General features: G+C 69.6%; 16 protein-coding genes, 1 tRNA gene and 3 pseudogenes. 10 read left to right on the top strand and 10 right to left on the bottom strand.

Features of this window, described 5'->3' with window-relative positions; genetic code table 11:
- Positions 1-25: 25 nt before the first annotated feature.
- The 4 genes and pseudogenes from AAF143_RS01155 (at position 26) to AAF143_RS01140 (ending at position 2895) form a co-directional block, all read left to right on the top strand.
- Positions 26-829, top strand: a complete 804-nt coding sequence (locus AAF143_RS01155; protein WP_414026869.1) for an ABC transporter permease — start codon at positions 26-28, stop codon at positions 827-829.
- Between the two features lie 10 nt (positions 830-839).
- Positions 840-1331: a hypothetical protein gene (locus AAF143_RS01150; RefSeq protein ID WP_414026399.1), complete on the top strand. Its 492-nt coding sequence runs from the start codon at positions 840-842 to the stop codon at positions 1329-1331.
- Positions 1332-1374: 43 nt separating this feature from the next.
- A complete protein-coding gene (locus tag AAF143_RS01145) occupies positions 1375-2202 on the top strand; it encodes a hypothetical protein (protein WP_414026398.1) in 828 nt (275 codons plus the stop codon).
- Positions 2192-2895, top strand: a pseudogene (locus AAF143_RS01140) (N-acetylmannosamine-6-phosphate 2-epimerase). The gene AAF143_RS01145 and the pseudogene AAF143_RS01140 overlap by 11 nt, the downstream one beginning before the upstream one ends.
- Positions 2896-2948: 53 nt before the next feature.
- Here AAF143_RS01140 and groL read toward each other — a convergent pair.
- Positions 2949-4615, bottom strand: a pseudogene (gene groL, locus AAF143_RS01135) (chaperonin GroEL).
- 124 nt (positions 4616-4739) lie between these two features.
- Between groL and AAF143_RS01130 the strand changes: the two are divergent.
- On the top strand, positions 4740-5000 hold the full coding sequence (locus AAF143_RS01130; RefSeq protein ID WP_409995600.1) for a hypothetical protein: 261 nt from the start codon (positions 4740-4742) through the stop codon (positions 4998-5000).
- Positions 5001-5018: 18 nt separating this feature from the next.
- Here the strand turns inward: AAF143_RS01130 and fabG are convergent, their stop codons facing one another.
- From fabG to AAF143_RS01115, 3 genes are read right to left on the bottom strand one after another with little or no spacing between them, the layout of a single operon-like run.
- Positions 5019-5774 carry a 3-oxoacyl-[acyl-carrier-protein] reductase gene (gene fabG, locus AAF143_RS01125; RefSeq protein WP_414026397.1) on the bottom strand — a complete coding sequence of 252 codons (756 nt, stop codon included), beginning with the start codon at positions 5772-5774 and terminating at the stop codon, positions 5019-5021.
- A gap of 41 nt (positions 5775-5815) precedes the next feature.
- Positions 5816-6946, bottom strand: coding sequence for a potassium channel family protein (locus tag AAF143_RS01120; RefSeq protein WP_255005132.1), 1131 nt, complete (start codon positions 6944-6946; stop codon positions 5816-5818).
- A 29-nt stretch (positions 6947-6975) separates the two neighbouring features.
- The gene (locus tag AAF143_RS01115) at positions 6976-7248 is read right to left on the bottom strand and encodes a hypothetical protein (protein WP_414026396.1); all 273 of its coding nucleotides are present in this window, start codon (positions 7246-7248) and stop codon (positions 6976-6978) included.
- Positions 7249-7434: 186 nt separating this feature from the next.
- On the opposite strand from AAF143_RS01115, the gene AAF143_RS01110 reads away from it, so the two are divergent.
- Positions 7435-7770 carry a hypothetical protein gene (locus tag AAF143_RS01110; RefSeq protein WP_414026395.1) on the top strand — a complete coding sequence of 112 codons (336 nt, stop codon included), beginning with the start codon at positions 7435-7437 and terminating at the stop codon, positions 7768-7770.
- Positions 7771-7923: 153 nt separating this feature from the next.
- The gene (gene ispD, locus AAF143_RS01105; RefSeq protein WP_255005840.1) at positions 7924-8616 is read left to right on the top strand and encodes a 2-C-methyl-D-erythritol 4-phosphate cytidylyltransferase; all 693 of its coding nucleotides are present in this window, start codon (positions 7924-7926) and stop codon (positions 8614-8616) included.
- On the opposite strand, the gene AAF143_RS01100 is transcribed toward ispD, so the two are convergent.
- Positions 8600-9541 (bottom strand): S66 peptidase family protein, encoded by a 942-nt coding sequence (locus tag AAF143_RS01100; protein WP_255005130.1) that lies wholly within the window; start codon positions 9539-9541, stop codon positions 8600-8602. The genes ispD and AAF143_RS01100 overlap by 17 nt on opposite strands.
- Positions 9538-10404, bottom strand: coding sequence for a 4-hydroxybenzoate polyprenyltransferase (locus AAF143_RS01095; RefSeq protein WP_255005128.1), 867 nt, complete (start codon positions 10402-10404; stop codon positions 9538-9540). Before AAF143_RS01095 ends, AAF143_RS01100 begins: the two co-directional genes overlap by 4 nt.
- Before the next feature lie 112 nt (positions 10405-10516).
- On the opposite strand from AAF143_RS01095, the gene AAF143_RS01090 reads away from it, so the two are divergent.
- Complete coding sequence (locus tag AAF143_RS01090; protein ID WP_255005125.1) at positions 10517-12154, top strand: Ppx/GppA phosphatase family protein; 1638 nt, start codon at positions 10517-10519, stop codon at positions 12152-12154.
- Here AAF143_RS01090 and AAF143_RS01085 read toward each other — a convergent pair.
- Both AAF143_RS01085 and AAF143_RS01080 read right to left on the bottom strand, forming a co-directional pair.
- Positions 12147-12974, bottom strand: a complete 828-nt coding sequence (locus tag AAF143_RS01085) for a helix-turn-helix domain-containing protein (RefSeq protein ID WP_255005124.1) — start codon at positions 12972-12974, stop codon at positions 12147-12149. The two genes, AAF143_RS01090 and AAF143_RS01085, sit on opposite strands and share 8 nt — an antisense overlap.
- Positions 12975-13133: 159 nt before the next feature.
- A tRNA-Val gene (locus tag AAF143_RS01080) sits at positions 13134-13205 on the bottom strand.
- 91 nt (positions 13206-13296) lie between these two features.
- Between AAF143_RS01080 and AAF143_RS01075 the strand changes: the two are divergent.
- Positions 13297-13635 (top strand): annotated as a pseudogene (locus tag AAF143_RS01075) (malate:quinone oxidoreductase); the annotation flags it as partial.
- A 74-nt stretch (positions 13636-13709) separates the two neighbouring features.
- Positions 13710-14759 (top strand): FAD-dependent oxidoreductase, encoded by a 1050-nt coding sequence (locus AAF143_RS01070; RefSeq protein WP_414026394.1) that lies wholly within the window; start codon positions 13710-13712, stop codon positions 14757-14759.
- On the opposite strand, the gene cobM is transcribed toward AAF143_RS01070, so the two are convergent.
- Both cobM and lgt read right to left on the bottom strand, forming a co-directional pair.
- Positions 14728-15504, bottom strand: coding sequence for a precorrin-4 C(11)-methyltransferase (gene cobM, locus AAF143_RS01065; protein WP_255005117.1), 777 nt, complete (start codon positions 15502-15504; stop codon positions 14728-14730). The two genes, AAF143_RS01070 and cobM, sit on opposite strands and share 32 nt — an antisense overlap.
- A gap of 20 nt (positions 15505-15524) precedes the next feature.
- Complete coding sequence (lgt, locus tag AAF143_RS01060) at positions 15525-16394, bottom strand: prolipoprotein diacylglyceryl transferase (protein ID WP_255005838.1); 870 nt, start codon at positions 16392-16394, stop codon at positions 15525-15527.
- Positions 16395-16404: the final 10 nt, after the last annotated feature.

Here is a 16404-nt window from a genome sequence, read left to right as displayed (position 1 = left end):
CAGCCCCGCGGCGGGCCGTTCGGCCCTGGCGGACCTGAGCCAAGAGACCCTGGCGCTCACCAAGCGCCTGTTTCTGCAACTGGCGCGGCGCCCCAGCACCCTGGTGGCCGGGGTGCTTCAGCCTTTGATCTGGCTGGTGCTGTTCGGGGCCCTGTTCGCCAACGCGCCGGCGGGCCTGCTGCCGGACGGCATGAGCTATGGCCGCTTTCTTGGGGCCGGAGTGATCGTGTTCACCGCTTTCAGCGCCGCCCTCAACGCCGGTCTGCCGCTGATGTTTGATCGGGAATTCGGCTTCCTGAACCGGCTGCTGGTGGCGCCCCTGCGCTCCCGCTTTTCAATCGTGCTGGCCTCGGTGCTCTACATCACCAGCCTGAGCCTGGCGCAGAGCGTGGCAATCATGGGCACCGCCGCCCTGCTGGGCTACGGCTGGCCGGGTGGTGCCGGCCTGGTGCTGGTGCTGGTCACCCTGCTGCTGCTGGTGTTCGCCGTCACCGCCTTGAGCCTGGGGCTGGCCTTCGCCCTGCCGGGCCACATCGAGCTGATCGCCGTGATCTTCGTGGCCAACCTGCCGCTGCTGTTCGCAAGCACCGCGCTGGCACCAATTTCCTTCATGCCCCCCTGGTTGGGCTGGCTTGCGGCCCTTAATCCCCTTACCTTCGCGATTGAGCCCATTCGTGCGGCCTACGCGGGGGCCTTCGCGCTCTCCGATGTGGTGCTCGTCGCGCCCTATGGCTCCCTGACCGCCTCCCATTGCCTGCTGGTGCTCGCCGTTCTGGCGCTGTCCCTGTTTCTGCTGATCCGTCCCCTGCTGGATCGCAAGCTCACCTGACTTCCCCGCCGTGATCTCCCAGCCATCTGCCTTCCGTTCCCTGTCCCCCCGCCAGGAGGATCTCCGGCAGCGGTTGCTCGGGGCGGTCGCCCGGAGGGACGCGGTGGCGGTGGCCCCGTTGTCGTGGCAGTGGGTGCACCGCCAGGGGGTGGAGGCCCTCGATTCACTGGTTGTCTCGCTGGCCGATCCGGAGGCTGCTGGCTGGTGGCGCCAGCAGTTGGTGGCCGGACCGGTCGCCCTTGGGGCACAGGAGAGCCAAGGCCCTGTTGTGGCGGTGATGGCCCTCGATCCGGCAGCTCCGGCAGCCCCAGTGATCCTGGAGTCTGCGGAGTTGGAGCCCGAGGATGAGTCCCTCCTGCCCACAGCGGCTGACTCCAGTTCTGACTTCTGGCTCAGTGAGGGTCCAGAGGTGGAGGAGGTGCCGCTGGCGGATTTCGTGGCCCTCGGCGGCACTCCGGTGGCGGGCGACCTCGCGCACGGCAGAAGCACTCGGGGCCGGTGATGGTTCCTTTGAGGCAGCTACACCTGCGGTCGGACATGACGCCATGGCCGACCGGGACTTTGGGGACGGCCTGGCTGCAACGAACCTGGCCAAGCCGCTGCCGATCACTGAGGCGGCGGCCTTCACCGATGGGGTGCCCCTGAAGGAACCTGCGGCGAGTGAGAGCAGCGGAGCCACTCCCTTCGCCGAGGCCACGGGCTTGCACCCGCCCATGGCCGCTGTGGCCCCACAGCCCCCTGCTCCCGCGGCCCAGTTCAGCGGTGCCGACGAACAAGCCACCGCAGCGAGCGAGTCAGGCCCTGCTGCCGTTGCCGCCGCCGAGGCCGCTCCCGTGCGCGTGGGTCGTTTCGCGCGTTTGCGCCACCTGGTGCGCGATTGCTTCGAGGAGGTCGCCAGCACGTTTCAGGGCCAGGACGAGGAGGCCGAGGCTCAGCTTGACGACGCTTTCGCCTCCACGCCGGAGCGGTGGTTGCAGGACAGCCCGACGACGGCCTCCCCTGGGGAGAACCCACTGCCCGCCGACCGACTGCCCGTTGACCCCCTGCCTGGACAAACCCTCAAGCCGTTTTCGGCCCCTTGGGCTGCCATCGAGACCAAGGCAGCGGAGACTCCGCGGCCGCTATCTCCGTCGCCGGCAGAGCACCTGCCTTCAGCGTTGCAACAGCCAGCGCCGCAACAGCCAGTGCTGCAACTACCAGCCCAGCAACAGCCCCTGCAACAGCCTTCAGCCGTGGCCCGCTTGCCGCTCGCCCCCAGGCCCGCCCAGGCCCTGATCCGTCCGGCGCCGGCCCCAGCCCATCCGGCCCTTGATCAGCTGCGCGCCTGGCTCCCCGACGAAAGCCTCGATCCGCCCCAACGTCGTGCCTCCTGAGCCTTCATCGAGCCTGGAGCGAGCGGCGCTGAAGGGCGGACTGATCGTGTCGGTGCAGGCGCCGGAGGGCTCGCCCCTGCGCGATCCGGACGTGATCGCGGCCATGGCCGAGGCCAGCCTGGCGAACGGCGCGATCGGCGTGCGCCTGGAGAGCCCCGAGCACATCGGTGCCGTGCGCCGTCGCTGCCCCGGAGCCTTGATCGTCGGGCTCTGGAAGCGCAGCTTTGAAGGCAGCCCGATCTACATCACTCCTGGCTGGGAGGAGATCCGCGCTGTCTGGGCGGCCGGCGCCGACGTGGTGGCGCTCGATGCCACCGAGCGCCACCGCCCCGAGGGCCAGCAACTGGGGGCCTTGATCGAGCGGGCCCGCGAGGAACTGGGGGCCCCCTGATGGGCGACATCGACAGCCTCGCCAGTGGTCTGAGGGCGGCGGAGCTGGGCTGCCGTTGGGTGGGCACCACCCTCTACGGCTACACCGAGGCCACCTCTGGTCTGAAGCCACCCGGCTGGGGCCTTCTGGCGCCACTGCGCCAGGGACTCCCAGGTGATGTGGCTCTGATCTGCGAAGGCGGCATCTCCGACGCAGATCAGGCCGTTCGGGCCCTGGCAGAGGGGGCGGATGCGGTGGTGGTGGGAACCGCGATCACCGGGGTGGATCTGCAGGTGGCGGCCTACGTGAGGGCCCTGGGCTGATCGCGTTCAGCCAGGCTTGCCGGTGGCACCTCAAGGCCAGGTGCCCCTGGGACTCACATCATCCCGGGCATGCCCATGCCACCCATGCCACCCATGCCGCCCATCCCACCCATTCCACCCATGCCGCCATCGGGTGCGGCCTGACCCTGGGGCTCGGGCTTGTCAACGATCACGGCCTCGGTGGTGATCAGCAGCGCGGCGATCGAGGCCGCATCCTGCAGGGCCAGGCGCACCACCTTGGCCGCATCGATGATGCCGGCGGCCAGAAGGTCTTCGTAGCGGCCGCTGAGGGCGTTGAAGCCCAGGTTCAGCCTGGCCACCTCGGCCACCACCACGGCGCCGTTCTCTCCGGCGTTGGCGGCGATCTGGCGCAGGGGGCGCTCAGGGCCCGTTGCACGATCTCCACACCGGTGCGCTCGTCGCCGGAGAGCTGGGACACCAGAGCGTCCAGGTCCCGCGCCAACTGGGTCAGCACCGTGCCGCCGCCGGCGACGATGCCCTCCTCCACCGCCGCCCGGGTGGCATTGAGGGCGTCTTCGATGCGCAGCTTGCGGTGCTTGAGCTCGGTTTCAGTCGGAGCGCCCACCTTGATCACGGCCACACCGCCGGCGAGTTTGGCGATCCGCTCGTTGAGCTTCTCCTTGTCGTAGTCGGAGTCGGTGGCCTCCAGTTCCCGGCGGATCGCCGCCACCCGATCCAGCACCGCCCCATGGCGGCTGTCGTTCGCCACGATCGTGGTGGTGTCCTTGCTGATCGTGATCCGGCGCACCCGGCCCAGATCCTCAAGGCTGGCCTTCTCCAGGGTCATCGCCTGGTCTTCGCTGATCAAGGTGGCACCGGTGAGGATGGCGATGTCCTGAAGGGCCGCCTTGCGCCGCTCGCCGAAGGAGGGGGCGCGGACGGCGGCCACCTGCAGCACGCCACGGTTCTTGTTGACCACCAGGGTGGCGAGGGCTTCACCCTCCACCTCCTCAGCCAGGATCACCAGCGCTGAGCCGCTGCGGGAGACTTTCTCCAGCAGCGGCACCAGATCCGCCAGGGCACTGACCTTGCGGTCGGTGACCAGCAGCAGGGCGTTGTCGAACTCCGCCACCTGGCGCTCGCCATCGGTGACGAAGTAGGGGGAGGAGTAGCCCCGATCGAAGGCCATGCCTTCGGTGATCTCCAGTTCGGTGGCCAGGGAGTTGGATTCCTCAACGGTGATCACCCCGTCGACGCTCACCTTCTCCATCGCCTCGGCGATCATGCGGCCCACCTCCTCATCGCCGCCGGAGCTGACGGTGGCCACCTGGCGGATGGCATCGCCGCTCACGGGCCGGGCCAGCTGCTTGATCCCTTCCACCACCTGGGCCGTGGCCCGTTCAATGCCCCGCCGCAGCCCCACCGGGCTGGCTCCGGCGGCCACGTTGCGCAGGCCCTCCTGCACCAGGGCCTGGGCCAGAACCGTGGCAGTGGTGGTGCCGTCGCCGGCCTTGTCCTTGGTTTTGGAGGCCACCTGCTGGATCAGCTTGGCGCCCACGTTCTCGAAGGGATCCTCGAGTTCGATCTCCTTGGCGATCGTGACGCCGTCATTGACGATGTCGGGGGCGCCGAACTTCCTCTCGAGCACCACATTGCGGCCGCGGGGGCCGATGGTGACGCGCACCGCATCGGCGAGGGCGTTGACGCCCCGCTCCAGGGAGCTGCGGGAGTCATCGGAGAAGTTGATCAGCTTGGCCATGCCTGGGAACGGGGGCGCACGTTTCCCACAGGCTCCCACAGGGCCTTGCCCGCGGTCATCGCGGCGCGGGTGGGGAAACCCGAATCGGCCTGCGGGCGCCTGGTCTCCCCGATAGGGTCTGGCGATGGACGAGCTGCTGCAGACCACCCTGGAGAACGTGGCGATCGATCCGTTGGTGGATCCGCTGATGGGCCCCCTGGCCGGCCCTTTGGCGGGGCCCAACTACGCCACGTTTCTGGTGGTCACCGGCCTGGGGCTGCTGATGGCGCTGGTCTATGTGCCCCTGCGCCTGTTCCTGACGTACACCGCCCGCAGCCGTCGTCTGCGCTTGCTGCAGCAGATTCGCCGTCTTCGCGAGGAGCTGGGCCAGCCGCTCGAGAACTGAGCCCCACTGGTTCCCCTTTCAGCGCATCACCAGGCCGCCATCCACCTGCAGCACCTGGCCGGTCATGTAGGCGCCGGCGGGATCGGCGGCAAGAAAGCGCACGGCACTGGCCACTTCCTCGGGCTGGCCGAGTCGGGCCAGGGGGATGGCGGCGATGATCGGCTCCGCCTGCAGATCCTTGGTCATGTCGGTGGCGATGAAGCCTGGAGCCACGGCATTCACGGTGACGCCCCGGCTGGCGAATTCGGCCGCCGTGCTGCGGGTCAGGCCAATCACTCCCGCCTTGGCGGCGCTGTAGTTCGCCTGGCCGGGGTTGCCCATCAGCCCCACCACCGAGGTGATGTTGATGATGCGCCCGTGACGCGCTTTGAGCATCGAGCGGCTCACCGCTCGGGTGCAGAGGAACACGCCGGTGAGGTTGAGGTCGATGACGCTGCGCCAGTCGGCGGTCTTCATGCGCATCAGCAGGCCATCACGGGTGATGCCGGCGTTGTTGACCAGCACGTCAATGGCTCCATGGCGCTCGAGCACCGCCTTGATCATGGCCTCCACCTGCTCCTCGTCGGCCACGTCGGCGCCGTAGGACCAGGCCTCGCCACCTTCGGCGTTGATCTGGGCCACCACCGTTTCGGCGGCCTCGGCGGAGCTGGCGTAGTTCACCAACACCTTGGCCCCGGCGCGGGCCAGTTCCAGGGCGATCGCCCGGCCGATGCCGCGGCTGGCGCCGGTCACCACGGCGGTCTGTCCGGCCAGGGGGGTGGCGGGCACGGACATCGGCGGGCAGGACAGTCGAGGGCGATCGTAGGCCGAGGGGTTCAGCTGGCCATCGGGTCGCTGCCCTCCAGGGCGGGGCCCAGCAGGGCCTCGAACCGTTCCAGCTGCTCCTTGCTGCCCAGCACCACCAGCAACTGCCCAGGCGCCAGGCGCACATCGCCGCCGGGGTTGGCGATCAAGGTGCTGCCACCCCTGGAGTAGGTGCTGCCCTGCAGGCTGGAGGGTTCGGCGTCCTCGGGTTCCGGTGAGCGGATCGCCAGCACCAGGGCGCCGCTGTGACGTCCGAACTGCATCTCCGCCAGGCTGCGGCCGCTGATGCCCTTCATCAGTTCCGGGCGGCTGCTGAGCTGGAACTCCTCCACTTCGCAATCGGAGCCCGCGAGCAGTTCCATGAAATCCACCGCCAGGGGCCGCAGGGCGGTGGCGGCCATGGCCCTGCCGCCGGCCACGTAGGGACTCACCACCTGGTCGGCCCCCGCCAGGCGCAGTTTGCGCTCGGCCTGGTCACTGTCGGAGCGGGCGATCAGCCGGCAGTTGGGGGCGATGCCGCGGGCGCTGAGCACCACGTAGAGGTTGGCGGCGTTGCTGGTGAGGGCCGCCACCAGGCTGCGACAGTGGTGGATGCCGGCGTCGCGCAGGGTTTCATCGAGCGTGGCATCGGCCTGGAGCACGGGCAGTCCCCGCGCCTCCGCCGCCGCCTTGCGCTCCGGCTCCAGCTCAACCACCAGCACAGGGATGCCTTCGGAGCAGAGCTTTTCAGCGATTTCCCGGCCGATGCGGCCATAGCCGCAGAGGATCACGTGGTCGTTCATGCGTTGCAATGAGCGGCGAAAACTGTTGTCCCGCAGGCGACGGAAGTAACCGGATTGGGAGAGCCCCAGCAGGCGCTGGATCGCGAACTGGACCACCACCAGGCCCCCCACCAGGGAGAGGGTGGTGACCACCCTCCCGCCCGTGTGCATCGCGGCGGTGGTGCCGTCGCTCCAGCCCATGGTGCTCAAGGTGACCACCACCATCCAGTAGCAGTCCCCCCAGTCCCAGCCTTCGGTGAACCGGTAGCCCGCCGCCGAGGCATTGATCAGCAGCGCCAGTGCCAGCAGTGGCGTGCGCCACGGGTGTTGGTTCCGCTCGTGTGACCGGGGCCGAACTCTGCTCCGGAAGCGTTGGATCATCCTCTAGAGGTGGGTGGGGGCGGAGCGGATCAACCCAGCCCGAGGGCTTGCAGGACCTCGGCAACACCGAGGTCATCAAGGCCTGCCGATGAACCAATTCCTTGTACTCCCTGGCGCGCCGGGAGTGTGTCGCTGCGGCGACCCAGGGCCACCAACGGGGTGCCGCTGAGCAGGGCCAGCTCGATGCTCGTCGGATCGCTCCCCAGCACCACATCGGCCGCGGCCAGCTGGGCCGCCCGGTCCACGGGGCTGTCGTCGCTGAGGGTGTGGAGCACCCGCAGGCCGGGCACCTGGAGGCGCACCTGCTCCGGTAAGAGCCGCCAGTTGGCCTCGGGCCAGTCGCCGGCTCCCCGGCCGGGGCCAGCAGCAGGGCAGGGCCATCGCCCGGGGGAAGCGCGGCGACCGCCTGCTCCAGGGCGGGCCTGGGCAGGGAGAGGCGGAAGGTTTCGGCGTCCAGGCTCACCCCCAGGGGGCGCAGGTAGGACTCCATGGCCTGGTTGGGCCACCCCTCCTGGGGGCTCACCCGTTCGGTGAGGCCGAAGCCGTCCTGGGCGATGCGGGTGGGGATGTGGGTCATCGAGAGCATCAGGTTCACCTGGCGCCCCGTGGCGAGGTTGATGCAGGCCTGGAAGTCGGGGTCCCGCACGGAGCCCAGCAGGTTGCTCCAGTCCGCAAGGCTGTTGCCGGCGCCAGGGCCGTTGCCGCTGCCGAAGCTCCCGTCCCCGTCAGCGCCGAAGGCCAGCACCCGCGTCACCTGGGGGAGCAGCGCCCAGATCGCCGCCGAGGCCGTGGGGCAGACCACCTGCACCTGGGCCTGGAGCTGATCAGCGACGGCGGCGACGGCAGGGAACGCCTGGAGTTGCGACGCGCTGGATCCCGGGATCAAAAAGAGAACGCGCATCAGGGCGGCAGGGCAGGCTTGTCGCGGGCCGATTGTATGAATCAGGTCTGGATTTCTCCCTGCCGCCCCCTCCGTTGTGCATTTACTGATCGCCGCCGCCGGCAGCGGCCGCCGCATGGGCGCCGAGCGCAACAAGTTGCTGCTGAGCGTGGCCGGCCGGCCGGTGCTCGCCTGGACCCTGGAGGCGGCGCTGGCCTGCGCCGCCATCCGCTGGATCGGACTGGTGGGTCAACCCGTGGATCGCCCGGATGTGGAGGCCCTGGTGGCCGCGGCCGCCCCGGATCGGCCGGTGGTCTGGATCGACGGTGGGGACAGCCGCCAGGACTCCGTGCGCCGCGGATTGGCGGCCCTGCCGCCGGAGGCTGAGCATGTGCTGATCCACGACGGCGCCCGTTGCCTGGTGGAGCCCGAGCTGCTGGAGCGTTGTGCGGCCGCTGTGCGCCAGGGGCAGGCGGTGATCGCCGCCACCCCTGTGAGCGACACGATCAAGCGGGTGGATGGCGCCGGCACCATCCTCGACACCCCGGATCGCAGCCAGCTCTGGGCCGCCCAGACCCCCCAGGGTTTTGCGGTGGAGCGGCTGCGCTCGGCCCACGAGCGGGCCCTGCAGGAGGGCTGGAGCGTCACCGATGACGCCGCCCTGTTCGAACGACTGGGCTGGCCGGTGCAGGTGCTGGCGGCGGAGCCCTCCAACATCAAGGTCACCACCCCCTTCGACCTGCGCATCGCAGGCGCGGTGCTCTCCCTTCGGCCTACTCCAGCAGGCTGAGACGCCCGCTGGAAGCATCCAGGCGCGCACGCACCCCCAGGGGCAGGGCGGCGTTGCCGGGGCCATGGCCCACCTCCAGGCCCCCGAGCACGGGGATGCCCAGGTCGGTGCTGCGTTCCTTGAGCACCTGCTCAGTGCTGAAGCGCCCGTCCCGCCCGTCCGATTCCCCCTGCGTCTCAGGCGCTTCCCCGTCGTCGCTGAAGCGTCCGAAGGCCAGGCCTGCCAGTTGCTGCAGGGCGCCGCAGAGGCGCCAGTGGGTGAGCATGCGATCGACGCGATAGGGGGCTTCGCCCACGTCTTCAAGCACCAGCACCGCCCCCTTGAGGTCCGGCAGATGCTGGGTGCCCAGCAGGTGGGTGGCCACGGTCAGGTTGGCGACCAGCAGCGGGCCTTCGGCCACGCCCCCTTGCCAGCCCTCGCCGCTCAGATCCTCCATGGGGGCACCGAAGAGCAGATTGTGCAGCCGCTGGCGGCTCCAGGCGGGCTCGCTGGCCAGGGTGGTGATCAGCGGGCCGTGGATGCCGCCGCCCTGCCCCCGGGCCCGTTGGGCCCAGAGCAGGGAGGTCACATCGGAGAAGCCCAGCAACCAGCCAGGCGTCAGTTCCAGGGGCTGCTCCAGCAGCCGTGCCGCCCCCCAACCCCCGCGGACGCAGGCCCGTAGGGCCGCCGGGGCCCCCTCGGGGTGCGGCTCCAGGTCGGCGCGGCGCTGGTGATCCTCGCCGGCCAGATAGCCCCAGCGACGGAGGGGATCGAAGCCAGCTTCCCGCTCCAGGCCCCAGCTCTCAAGCACGGCCAGGCCAGCGTCCAGCCGCTCGCTGTCCTCCAGGGCCGAGCTGGCGGACACCAGCCGCACGCGATCGCCCCGGCGCAGGGGAGCCGGCAGCCCAGCCCCCAGGGGATGGCGCTGGGGGGATGCGCCGCTCAAGGCACCTGTCCCAGCACCAGGGCCAGCAGCAACAGGGCGCCAAGACGCACCTGGCGGCCGAAGTGGCCGCCATCGAGCCGCCTGGCCTCCCGCTGCATCGCCAACGCGGCCAGGACCCAGAGGGGCCAGAAGATCGCCCCCACCCCCTGCAGGGCCGCGGCGATCCCCAGCGCTGCGGCTGTGAGGCCATAGCTGAGGGCGACCGCCAGGGGCGCGCGCTCCCCCAGGGTGAGGGCGCTGCTGCGCAGGCCCAGGGCGGCGTCATCGCGGCGGTCGGCCATGGCGTAGACGGTGTCGAAGCCGAAGGTCCAGGCCAGGGTGGCCAGCCACACCAGGGCCAGGGGCCAGCCGCCTGCGAGCGATCCGGTGGCGGCGGCCCAGGGGATCAGCACGGCGAAGCCCCAGCACAGGGCCAGCACAAGCTGCGGCAGGGGGAACCAGCGTTTCGCCGAGGGGTAGAGCAGCACCGGTGGCAGGGCGAGCAGGGCCAGCAGCAGGCAGAGCCCCCGGCTGGCCGCTGGCAGGGCTAGCACCACCGCCAGGGCCAGCAGCAGGCAGAGCGCCAGCAGCACCAGAGCACTGGCGACACTCACCCGGCCACTGGCCAGGGGCCGCTCGCGGGTGCGCTCCACCTGGGGATCGATGTGGCGGTCCCAGAGGTCGTTGGCGACGCAGCCCGCACCGCTCACCGCCAGGCCACCGAGCACGATCCAGCCCACCAGGGGCGCCATTGGCGGCGCCTGGGGCACGAGCCACAACGACCAGCCCGCCGGGATCAACAGGATCAGCCGGCCGCTGGGTTTGTGCCAGCGCAGCAGTTCGAACCAGCCCCGCAATAACGAACCGCTGCCTGCGCTGGCCATGGACGGGATCGATCGCCAAAAGCTGGCGGCACCCTAGGTCGCAGTTGCTTCGAGCTGTCCGCGCCAGGGGCGCTGGTGGCAAAGTGACGCCGAGTCCAGGCGATCTGCCCCCATGCCGGAGCTTGAGCAGCAACGGGCCTCCGTCAGCGACCTGAAGGCCCCTGCCGCAGCGGCTTCGGCCCCAGCGAAGAGCCTGCGCCATGTGGCAGCGATCGACATCGGCACCAATTCCATCCATCTGCTGATCGCGGCGGTGGATCCGGTGCTGCGCAGCTTCAGCGTGGTGCTCACCGAGAAATCCAGCACCCGCCTGGGGGAGCGCGACGAGGACAGCGGCGATCTGACCCCCGAGGCGATCGAACGGGCCTTCGTCACCCTGCGCCATTGCCGCGAGCTGGCGGCCAGCCATGGGGTGGAACAGATCGTGACGGCGGCCACCAGCGCCGTGCGTGAGGCCCCCAATGGCCGCGACTTCCTCCAGTCGCTGCAGGAGCAACTCGGGCTTGAGGTGGACCTGATCAGCGGCCAGGAGGAGGCCCGGCTGATCTACCTGGGGGTGCTCTCGGGCATGGCCTTCGGCGACCAGCCCCATCTGATCCTCGACATCGGTGGGGGCTCCACCGAGCTGATCCTGGCGGACGGCCGCGACGCCAGGGCCCTCACCAGCACCAGGGTGGGGGCGGTGCGCCTGCAGCGTGATTTCGTGCGCGAGGACCCGATCCCGCCCGAGCGCCGCTCGTTCCTGACCGCCTTCATCGAAGGCTCCCTGGAGCCCGCCGTCGACAAGGTCAAGCGGCGTCTGCAGCCTGGCGAGACGGCGGTGATGGTGGCCACCAGTGGCACCGCCATGGCCCTGGCGGCGATGGCGGCGGCCCAGGACGAGCGTCCGCCGCTGCGGCTGCAGGGCTACCGCCTGAGCCGGGAACGTCTGGATCTGCTGGTGGCCCGGCTGGTGGAGATGACCCCCGAGCAGCGCCGGGCCCTGCCCACCCTCAACGAGCGCCGGGCCGAGATCATCGTGCCCGGTGCCCTGGTGCTGCAGACCGCCATGGCGATGCTCGACGTCGACGAGCTGGTGATCAGCGAACGGGCGCTGCGGGAGGGCCTGATCGTCGATTGGATGCTGCGCAAGGATCTGATCGTCGATCGCTTTGCTTTCCAGAGCTCGATCCGTCAGCGCACGGTGCTGCACCAGGCCCAACGCTTCGGGGTCGATCAGGTGCGCTCCAAGCGGGTGGCGGACCATGCCCTCAGCCTCCACGACCAGACGTCCGGGCTGCTGCATGCCGATGATGGCGAGGGCCGCCAGCTGCTCTGGGCCGCCGCGATGCTCCACGCCTGTGGCCAGCACATCAACATTGGCGCCTACCACAAGCACACCTGGTACCTGATTCGCCATGGGGAGTTGCTGGGCTACTCCGAGGCCGAGCAACTGATGGTGGCGGCGATTGCCCGTTACCACCGCCGCGGCCTGCCCAAGAAACGCCATGAGTCGTGGCAGTTGATTGAGGGGCGCTCCCAGCGCCGCACGGTGGCCTCAATGGCCTTGCTGCTGCGCCTGGCCGCCTCCCTGGACCGCCGCCCCGAACCGTTGATCGGCGAGCTGGTGGTGCGCCCGGGTCCTGCTGCCGTCACGATCGAGCTCAAACCCCTGAGCGCCGAGCTGGACCTGAGCCTGGAGCGCTGGAGTCTGCAGGCCTGCGCGCCGGCGGTGATGGAGGCCATGGGCCTCCATCTGGAGGTCACCTGAGCGGGCGCCAGATCACTTCGTTGATCGGCCCGAGGCGGCGGGCGGTTGAATTGCCGATGCGCACGGTGACCAGATCAGGACGGCCGGCCAGCACCTTCAGACCTGGTTCGGCGGGAAATCGCCGCTCACCTTTGAGCAGGCCCTGGTAGAGCCGTTGCCCTGAGCCGTTGCGCACAGCAATCCAGCTGCCCTCGGTGCTGGAGAGGACCACGATGGCCTTCGTTGCGGGGGCCGTCACACCTGCCTTTGGGGATTGAGGGGTGGACGGGGCCAGGGCCGGTGGCCTGTCGGCTGTCAGGGGCGCCTCGGGAGGCGCTGAGCGGGGACGGACCTCCTGTCCCTGGCGCCAGGCCAGGGTGCCGAGGCTGGTCACCAGCACCAGCGCACCAAGGGCCCCCAGGACCCACTTGGGGGCAGTGCGGGGGAAACGGTTGGAGGCGCTGGAGGGACGGGGCGAGGGCGCCTGGGGGCTGAGGAGGGGCGATGGGAGTGCCGCGGCGCTGGGGCGCCGACTGGAGGAGGTGCCGTTGCCGCCGGGGGTACCCAGATCCATTCGTCGCAGCTCCTCGATCAGGGGGTCGGCGTCCAGCCCCAGGACGGTGGCCACCCGACGGACCTGGGCCACCACGAACACTTTTTCAGGCAGGCGGTCGTTGGCGCCCTGCTCCAGCGCCTGCAACTGGTCGCTGCCCATGCACAACTGATCGGCCAGGGCTCCAAGGCTCAGCCCTTTGGCCTCCCGGGCCTCCCGAAGCACCTTGCCGAGTCTGACGAGGGGATCACCGGAAAGCGACGGGGGGTCGGGGATCGGCTCGGACACGGATGGCTGCGGGTGGTTGGCCAAAGGCCACTTCCCATTCTCCCTCCAATCCGCTGGAACGGTCTGTAGTTGGGTTTACCACCGGGGTTGCCAGGCCGAAAGTAAAGGCCAAAAGAAAAAATAAGCGACCTGAAGATGAACGACAGGCCTCTGTAATCATGGGCGATACTGGATTCGAACCAGTGACCCCTTCCGTGTGAAGGAAGTGCGCTACCGCTGTGCTAATCGCCCGCACCCTTCAATCATAAAACCTCGTCGGCCCACCCCCGGCCCCCGGGGGCGACCATGAAGAATTGACGGAACCTCCGTCCCCCGCGCGCGCGTGATCGCCACGTCCACCGCCACCGTTGACCCTGAGGCCCGCCAGGAGGTGGATGTGCTGATCGTGGGCGGAGGCGTCTGCGGTACCGCTCTGCTGTTCGAGCTGGCCCGCTACACCGATCTGCCCAGGCTGGCTCTGCTGGAGCGCTACGAGCGGCTGGCCCAGGTCAACTCCAAGGCCACCAACAACAGCCAGACGATCCACTGCGGCGACATCGAGACCAACTACAGCCTCGAGAAGGCCCTGAAGGTGAAGCGCACGGCGGAGATGATCGTGCACTACGCCGCCCTGCTGGATGCTGAGCGGCGCGGGCGCACGGTGTTCCGCACCCCCAAGATGGTGCTCGCCGTGGGGGCCTCGGAGTGCGCCTTCCTGCGGGAGCGCTTCTCGCGCTTTGCCCCCACTTCCCGGCCATGGAACTGCTGGAACCGGAGCAGATCGCTCAGTGGGAGCCCCATGTGGCGCTGGTGGATGGGGTCCCGCGCCGCGAGGAGCTGGTGGCGATCGGCATCCGCAGCACCTACACCGCCGTCGACTACGAGCAGCTGGCCGAGTCGTTTGTGGAGCAGGCCCACGCCGCCGTGGTCGGCAGCGATCGCCAACTCGAGCTGGGGTTGGGGCAGCGGGTCGAGAGGATCACCCCAGAGGGAGAGGCGTTCCTGGTGGACGCCAGCACCGCGGCGGGTCCCAGGCGTTACCGGGCCCGCCATGTGGTGGTCTGCGCCGGCGCCCACAGCCTGCTGATGGCCCAGCAGCTGGGCTACGGCCTGGAGTACTCCTGTCTGCCGGTGGCGGGGAGCTTCTACTTCACTCCCGACCTGCTCAAGGGCAAGGTCTACACGGTGCAGAACGACAAACTCCCCTTCGCCGCCATCCACGGCGACCCCGATGTGCGAGCCCCGGGACAGACGCGTTTTGGGCCCACCGCCCTGCTGTTGCCGCTGCTGGAGCGCTACAGACCCGCCTCCTTTTTTGAGTTCCTGAAGGTGCTGCGGCTGGATTGGTCGGTGCTCGCCGTGTTCTGGCAGCTGCTGCGCGTGGCCGACATCCGCAGCTACATCCTGCGCAACCTGCTGTTTGAGGTGCCCTGGCTCAGGCGCCGGCTGTTTCTGGCCGATGCCCGCAAGATCGTGCCCGGCATGCAGTTGGAGGATCTGCGCTTCGCCGAGGGCTACGGCGGGGTGCGTCCCCAGCTGATCCACAAGGGGGAGCGGCGGTTGATGCTCGGGGAGGCACGCATCGCGCCACGGCCTGGCCTGGTGTTCAACGTGACGCCTTCTCCCGGCGGCACCTGCTGCCTGGGCAACGCCGCCATCGACCTGGAGGCGATCGTGGCGCGGTTGGGCTGCGGCTTCGATCAGGCGCGTCTGGCGCGGGAGCTCTACGGCGATGGGGAGCCGCCGCAGGCCGCCAGCGCTCCCCCGCCCCTGATCAGGCCGGACTGGAGGCGGCGGCGGCCCTGAACAGGTGATCGTGGCTGGCGGAATAAAGCTTCGAGCGGGCGTCCGCCGGTGAGCGCAGGGCGGGGCTGACCACGAAGAGGGTGGTGCGGATCAGATTGCGTTCGAGGCTGACGGCCGCCATTCGCTCCAGGGGCACCACCTGCAGCCACTGGTCGGGCCAGCTGACCCGGTAGCCGATTGCCACGGGGGTGTCGGCGGGGTAATGCTCCAGCAGGGCAGCCTGCACCTCCTCCACATGGCGGGCACTGAGGTAGAGGCAGAGGGAGGCCCGCAGGGCCGCCAGCCGCCCCAGGGATTCCCGTTCGGGCACACCGGTGCGGCCTCCCGCCCGGCTGAGCACGATCGTCTGAACCAGCCCCGGGATCGTCAATTCGCTCTGCAGGGCGGCGGCGGTGGCCTGGTAGGCGCTCAACCCCGGCACCACCTCCAGCTCCAGCCCGGCATCGGCCAGCCGGCAGATCTGCTCGGCCAGGGCGCCGTAGAGGCAAGGGTCGCCATCGTGCAGCCGCACCACATGGAGGCCGGCGCGGGCCCGCGCGCTCACCACGGCCATCACCTCCTCCAAGGTGAGGGTGCTGGTGCGGATCGATTCACAGCCCGCTGGGGCCAGGGCGGCGATCTGGGGCGACACCAGGGAGTCGGTCCAGACCAGCACATCGGCCTGCTCGATCGCGCGGGCGGCCCTCAGGGTGAGCAGATCGGGGGCGCCGGGGCCGGCGCCGACGATCTTGACGGTGGGGGCCACGGGCCCTGCAGGTGGAAGGCTCAAGGGGCCGTGCCGTTGACGTGGGTGGACACACCGCTGGGGTCGGGCAGGGCCCGCCGGCGGCCGTAGAGCCACCAGAGGCCGAAGCCGCCGATGGCGATCAAAATCAAGCTCATCAGCTGGGCCATGCGTAACCCACCTTCACAGAACGGCGGTTGGCCCAGCAGGCAGAGGGGGTCGATCCGCAACCCTTCGATCCAGAATCGACCGGCGCTGTAGGCGATCAGGTAGACGCAGCTGAGGGCGCCATCGGGCAGAACGAGCTTGCCTTGGCTGGCGCGCTGGAACAGCAGCAGCAGCAGGGTGAGCACCCCCAGGTTCCAGAGCGATTCGTAGAGGAACGTGGGGTGGAAGCTGCTCTGGCCCAGGAAGGCCGTGGGTCGGTTCGCCAGGGGGATGGTGAGGGCCCAGGGCAGATCGGTGGGCACGCCGAAGGCCTCGGAATTGAAGAAATTGCCCCAGCGGCCGATCGCCTGGCCCAGGGCCACCGAGGGCACGAGCACATCCAGCAGGGCCCAGAAGGGTTGCCTGCGCCAGCGGCAGAACAGGATCACCGCCAGGGAGCCGCCGATCAACGCCCCATGGATGGCGATGCCCCCTTGCCAGACCTTGAGGGCATCGAGCCAGTTGAGGGAATACTGGCGCCACTCAAAGGCCACGTAGTAGATCCGGGCACTGATCACTGCTGCCAGCACCAGGATCGGCAGCAGGTCGGCGATCAGGCCCGCATCGATGGCCCTCCTGCGACCCAGGCGGGTGGCCAGGGCCAGGCCCATCAGCACCGCCAGGGCGATCAGCAACCCATACCAGCGCAGGGAGAAGGGCCCCAGCTGAAACAGCAGGGGCCCGGGTGAACTGAACACGGCCAGGGCGGACGGC

This window comes from Cyanobium sp. ATX-6F1 (assembly GCF_047395825.1).
Lineage (GTDB): Bacteria > Cyanobacteriota > Cyanobacteriia > PCC-6307 > Cyanobiaceae > ATX-6F1.
This window is presented reverse-complemented; position numbering and strand designations above follow the sequence as displayed.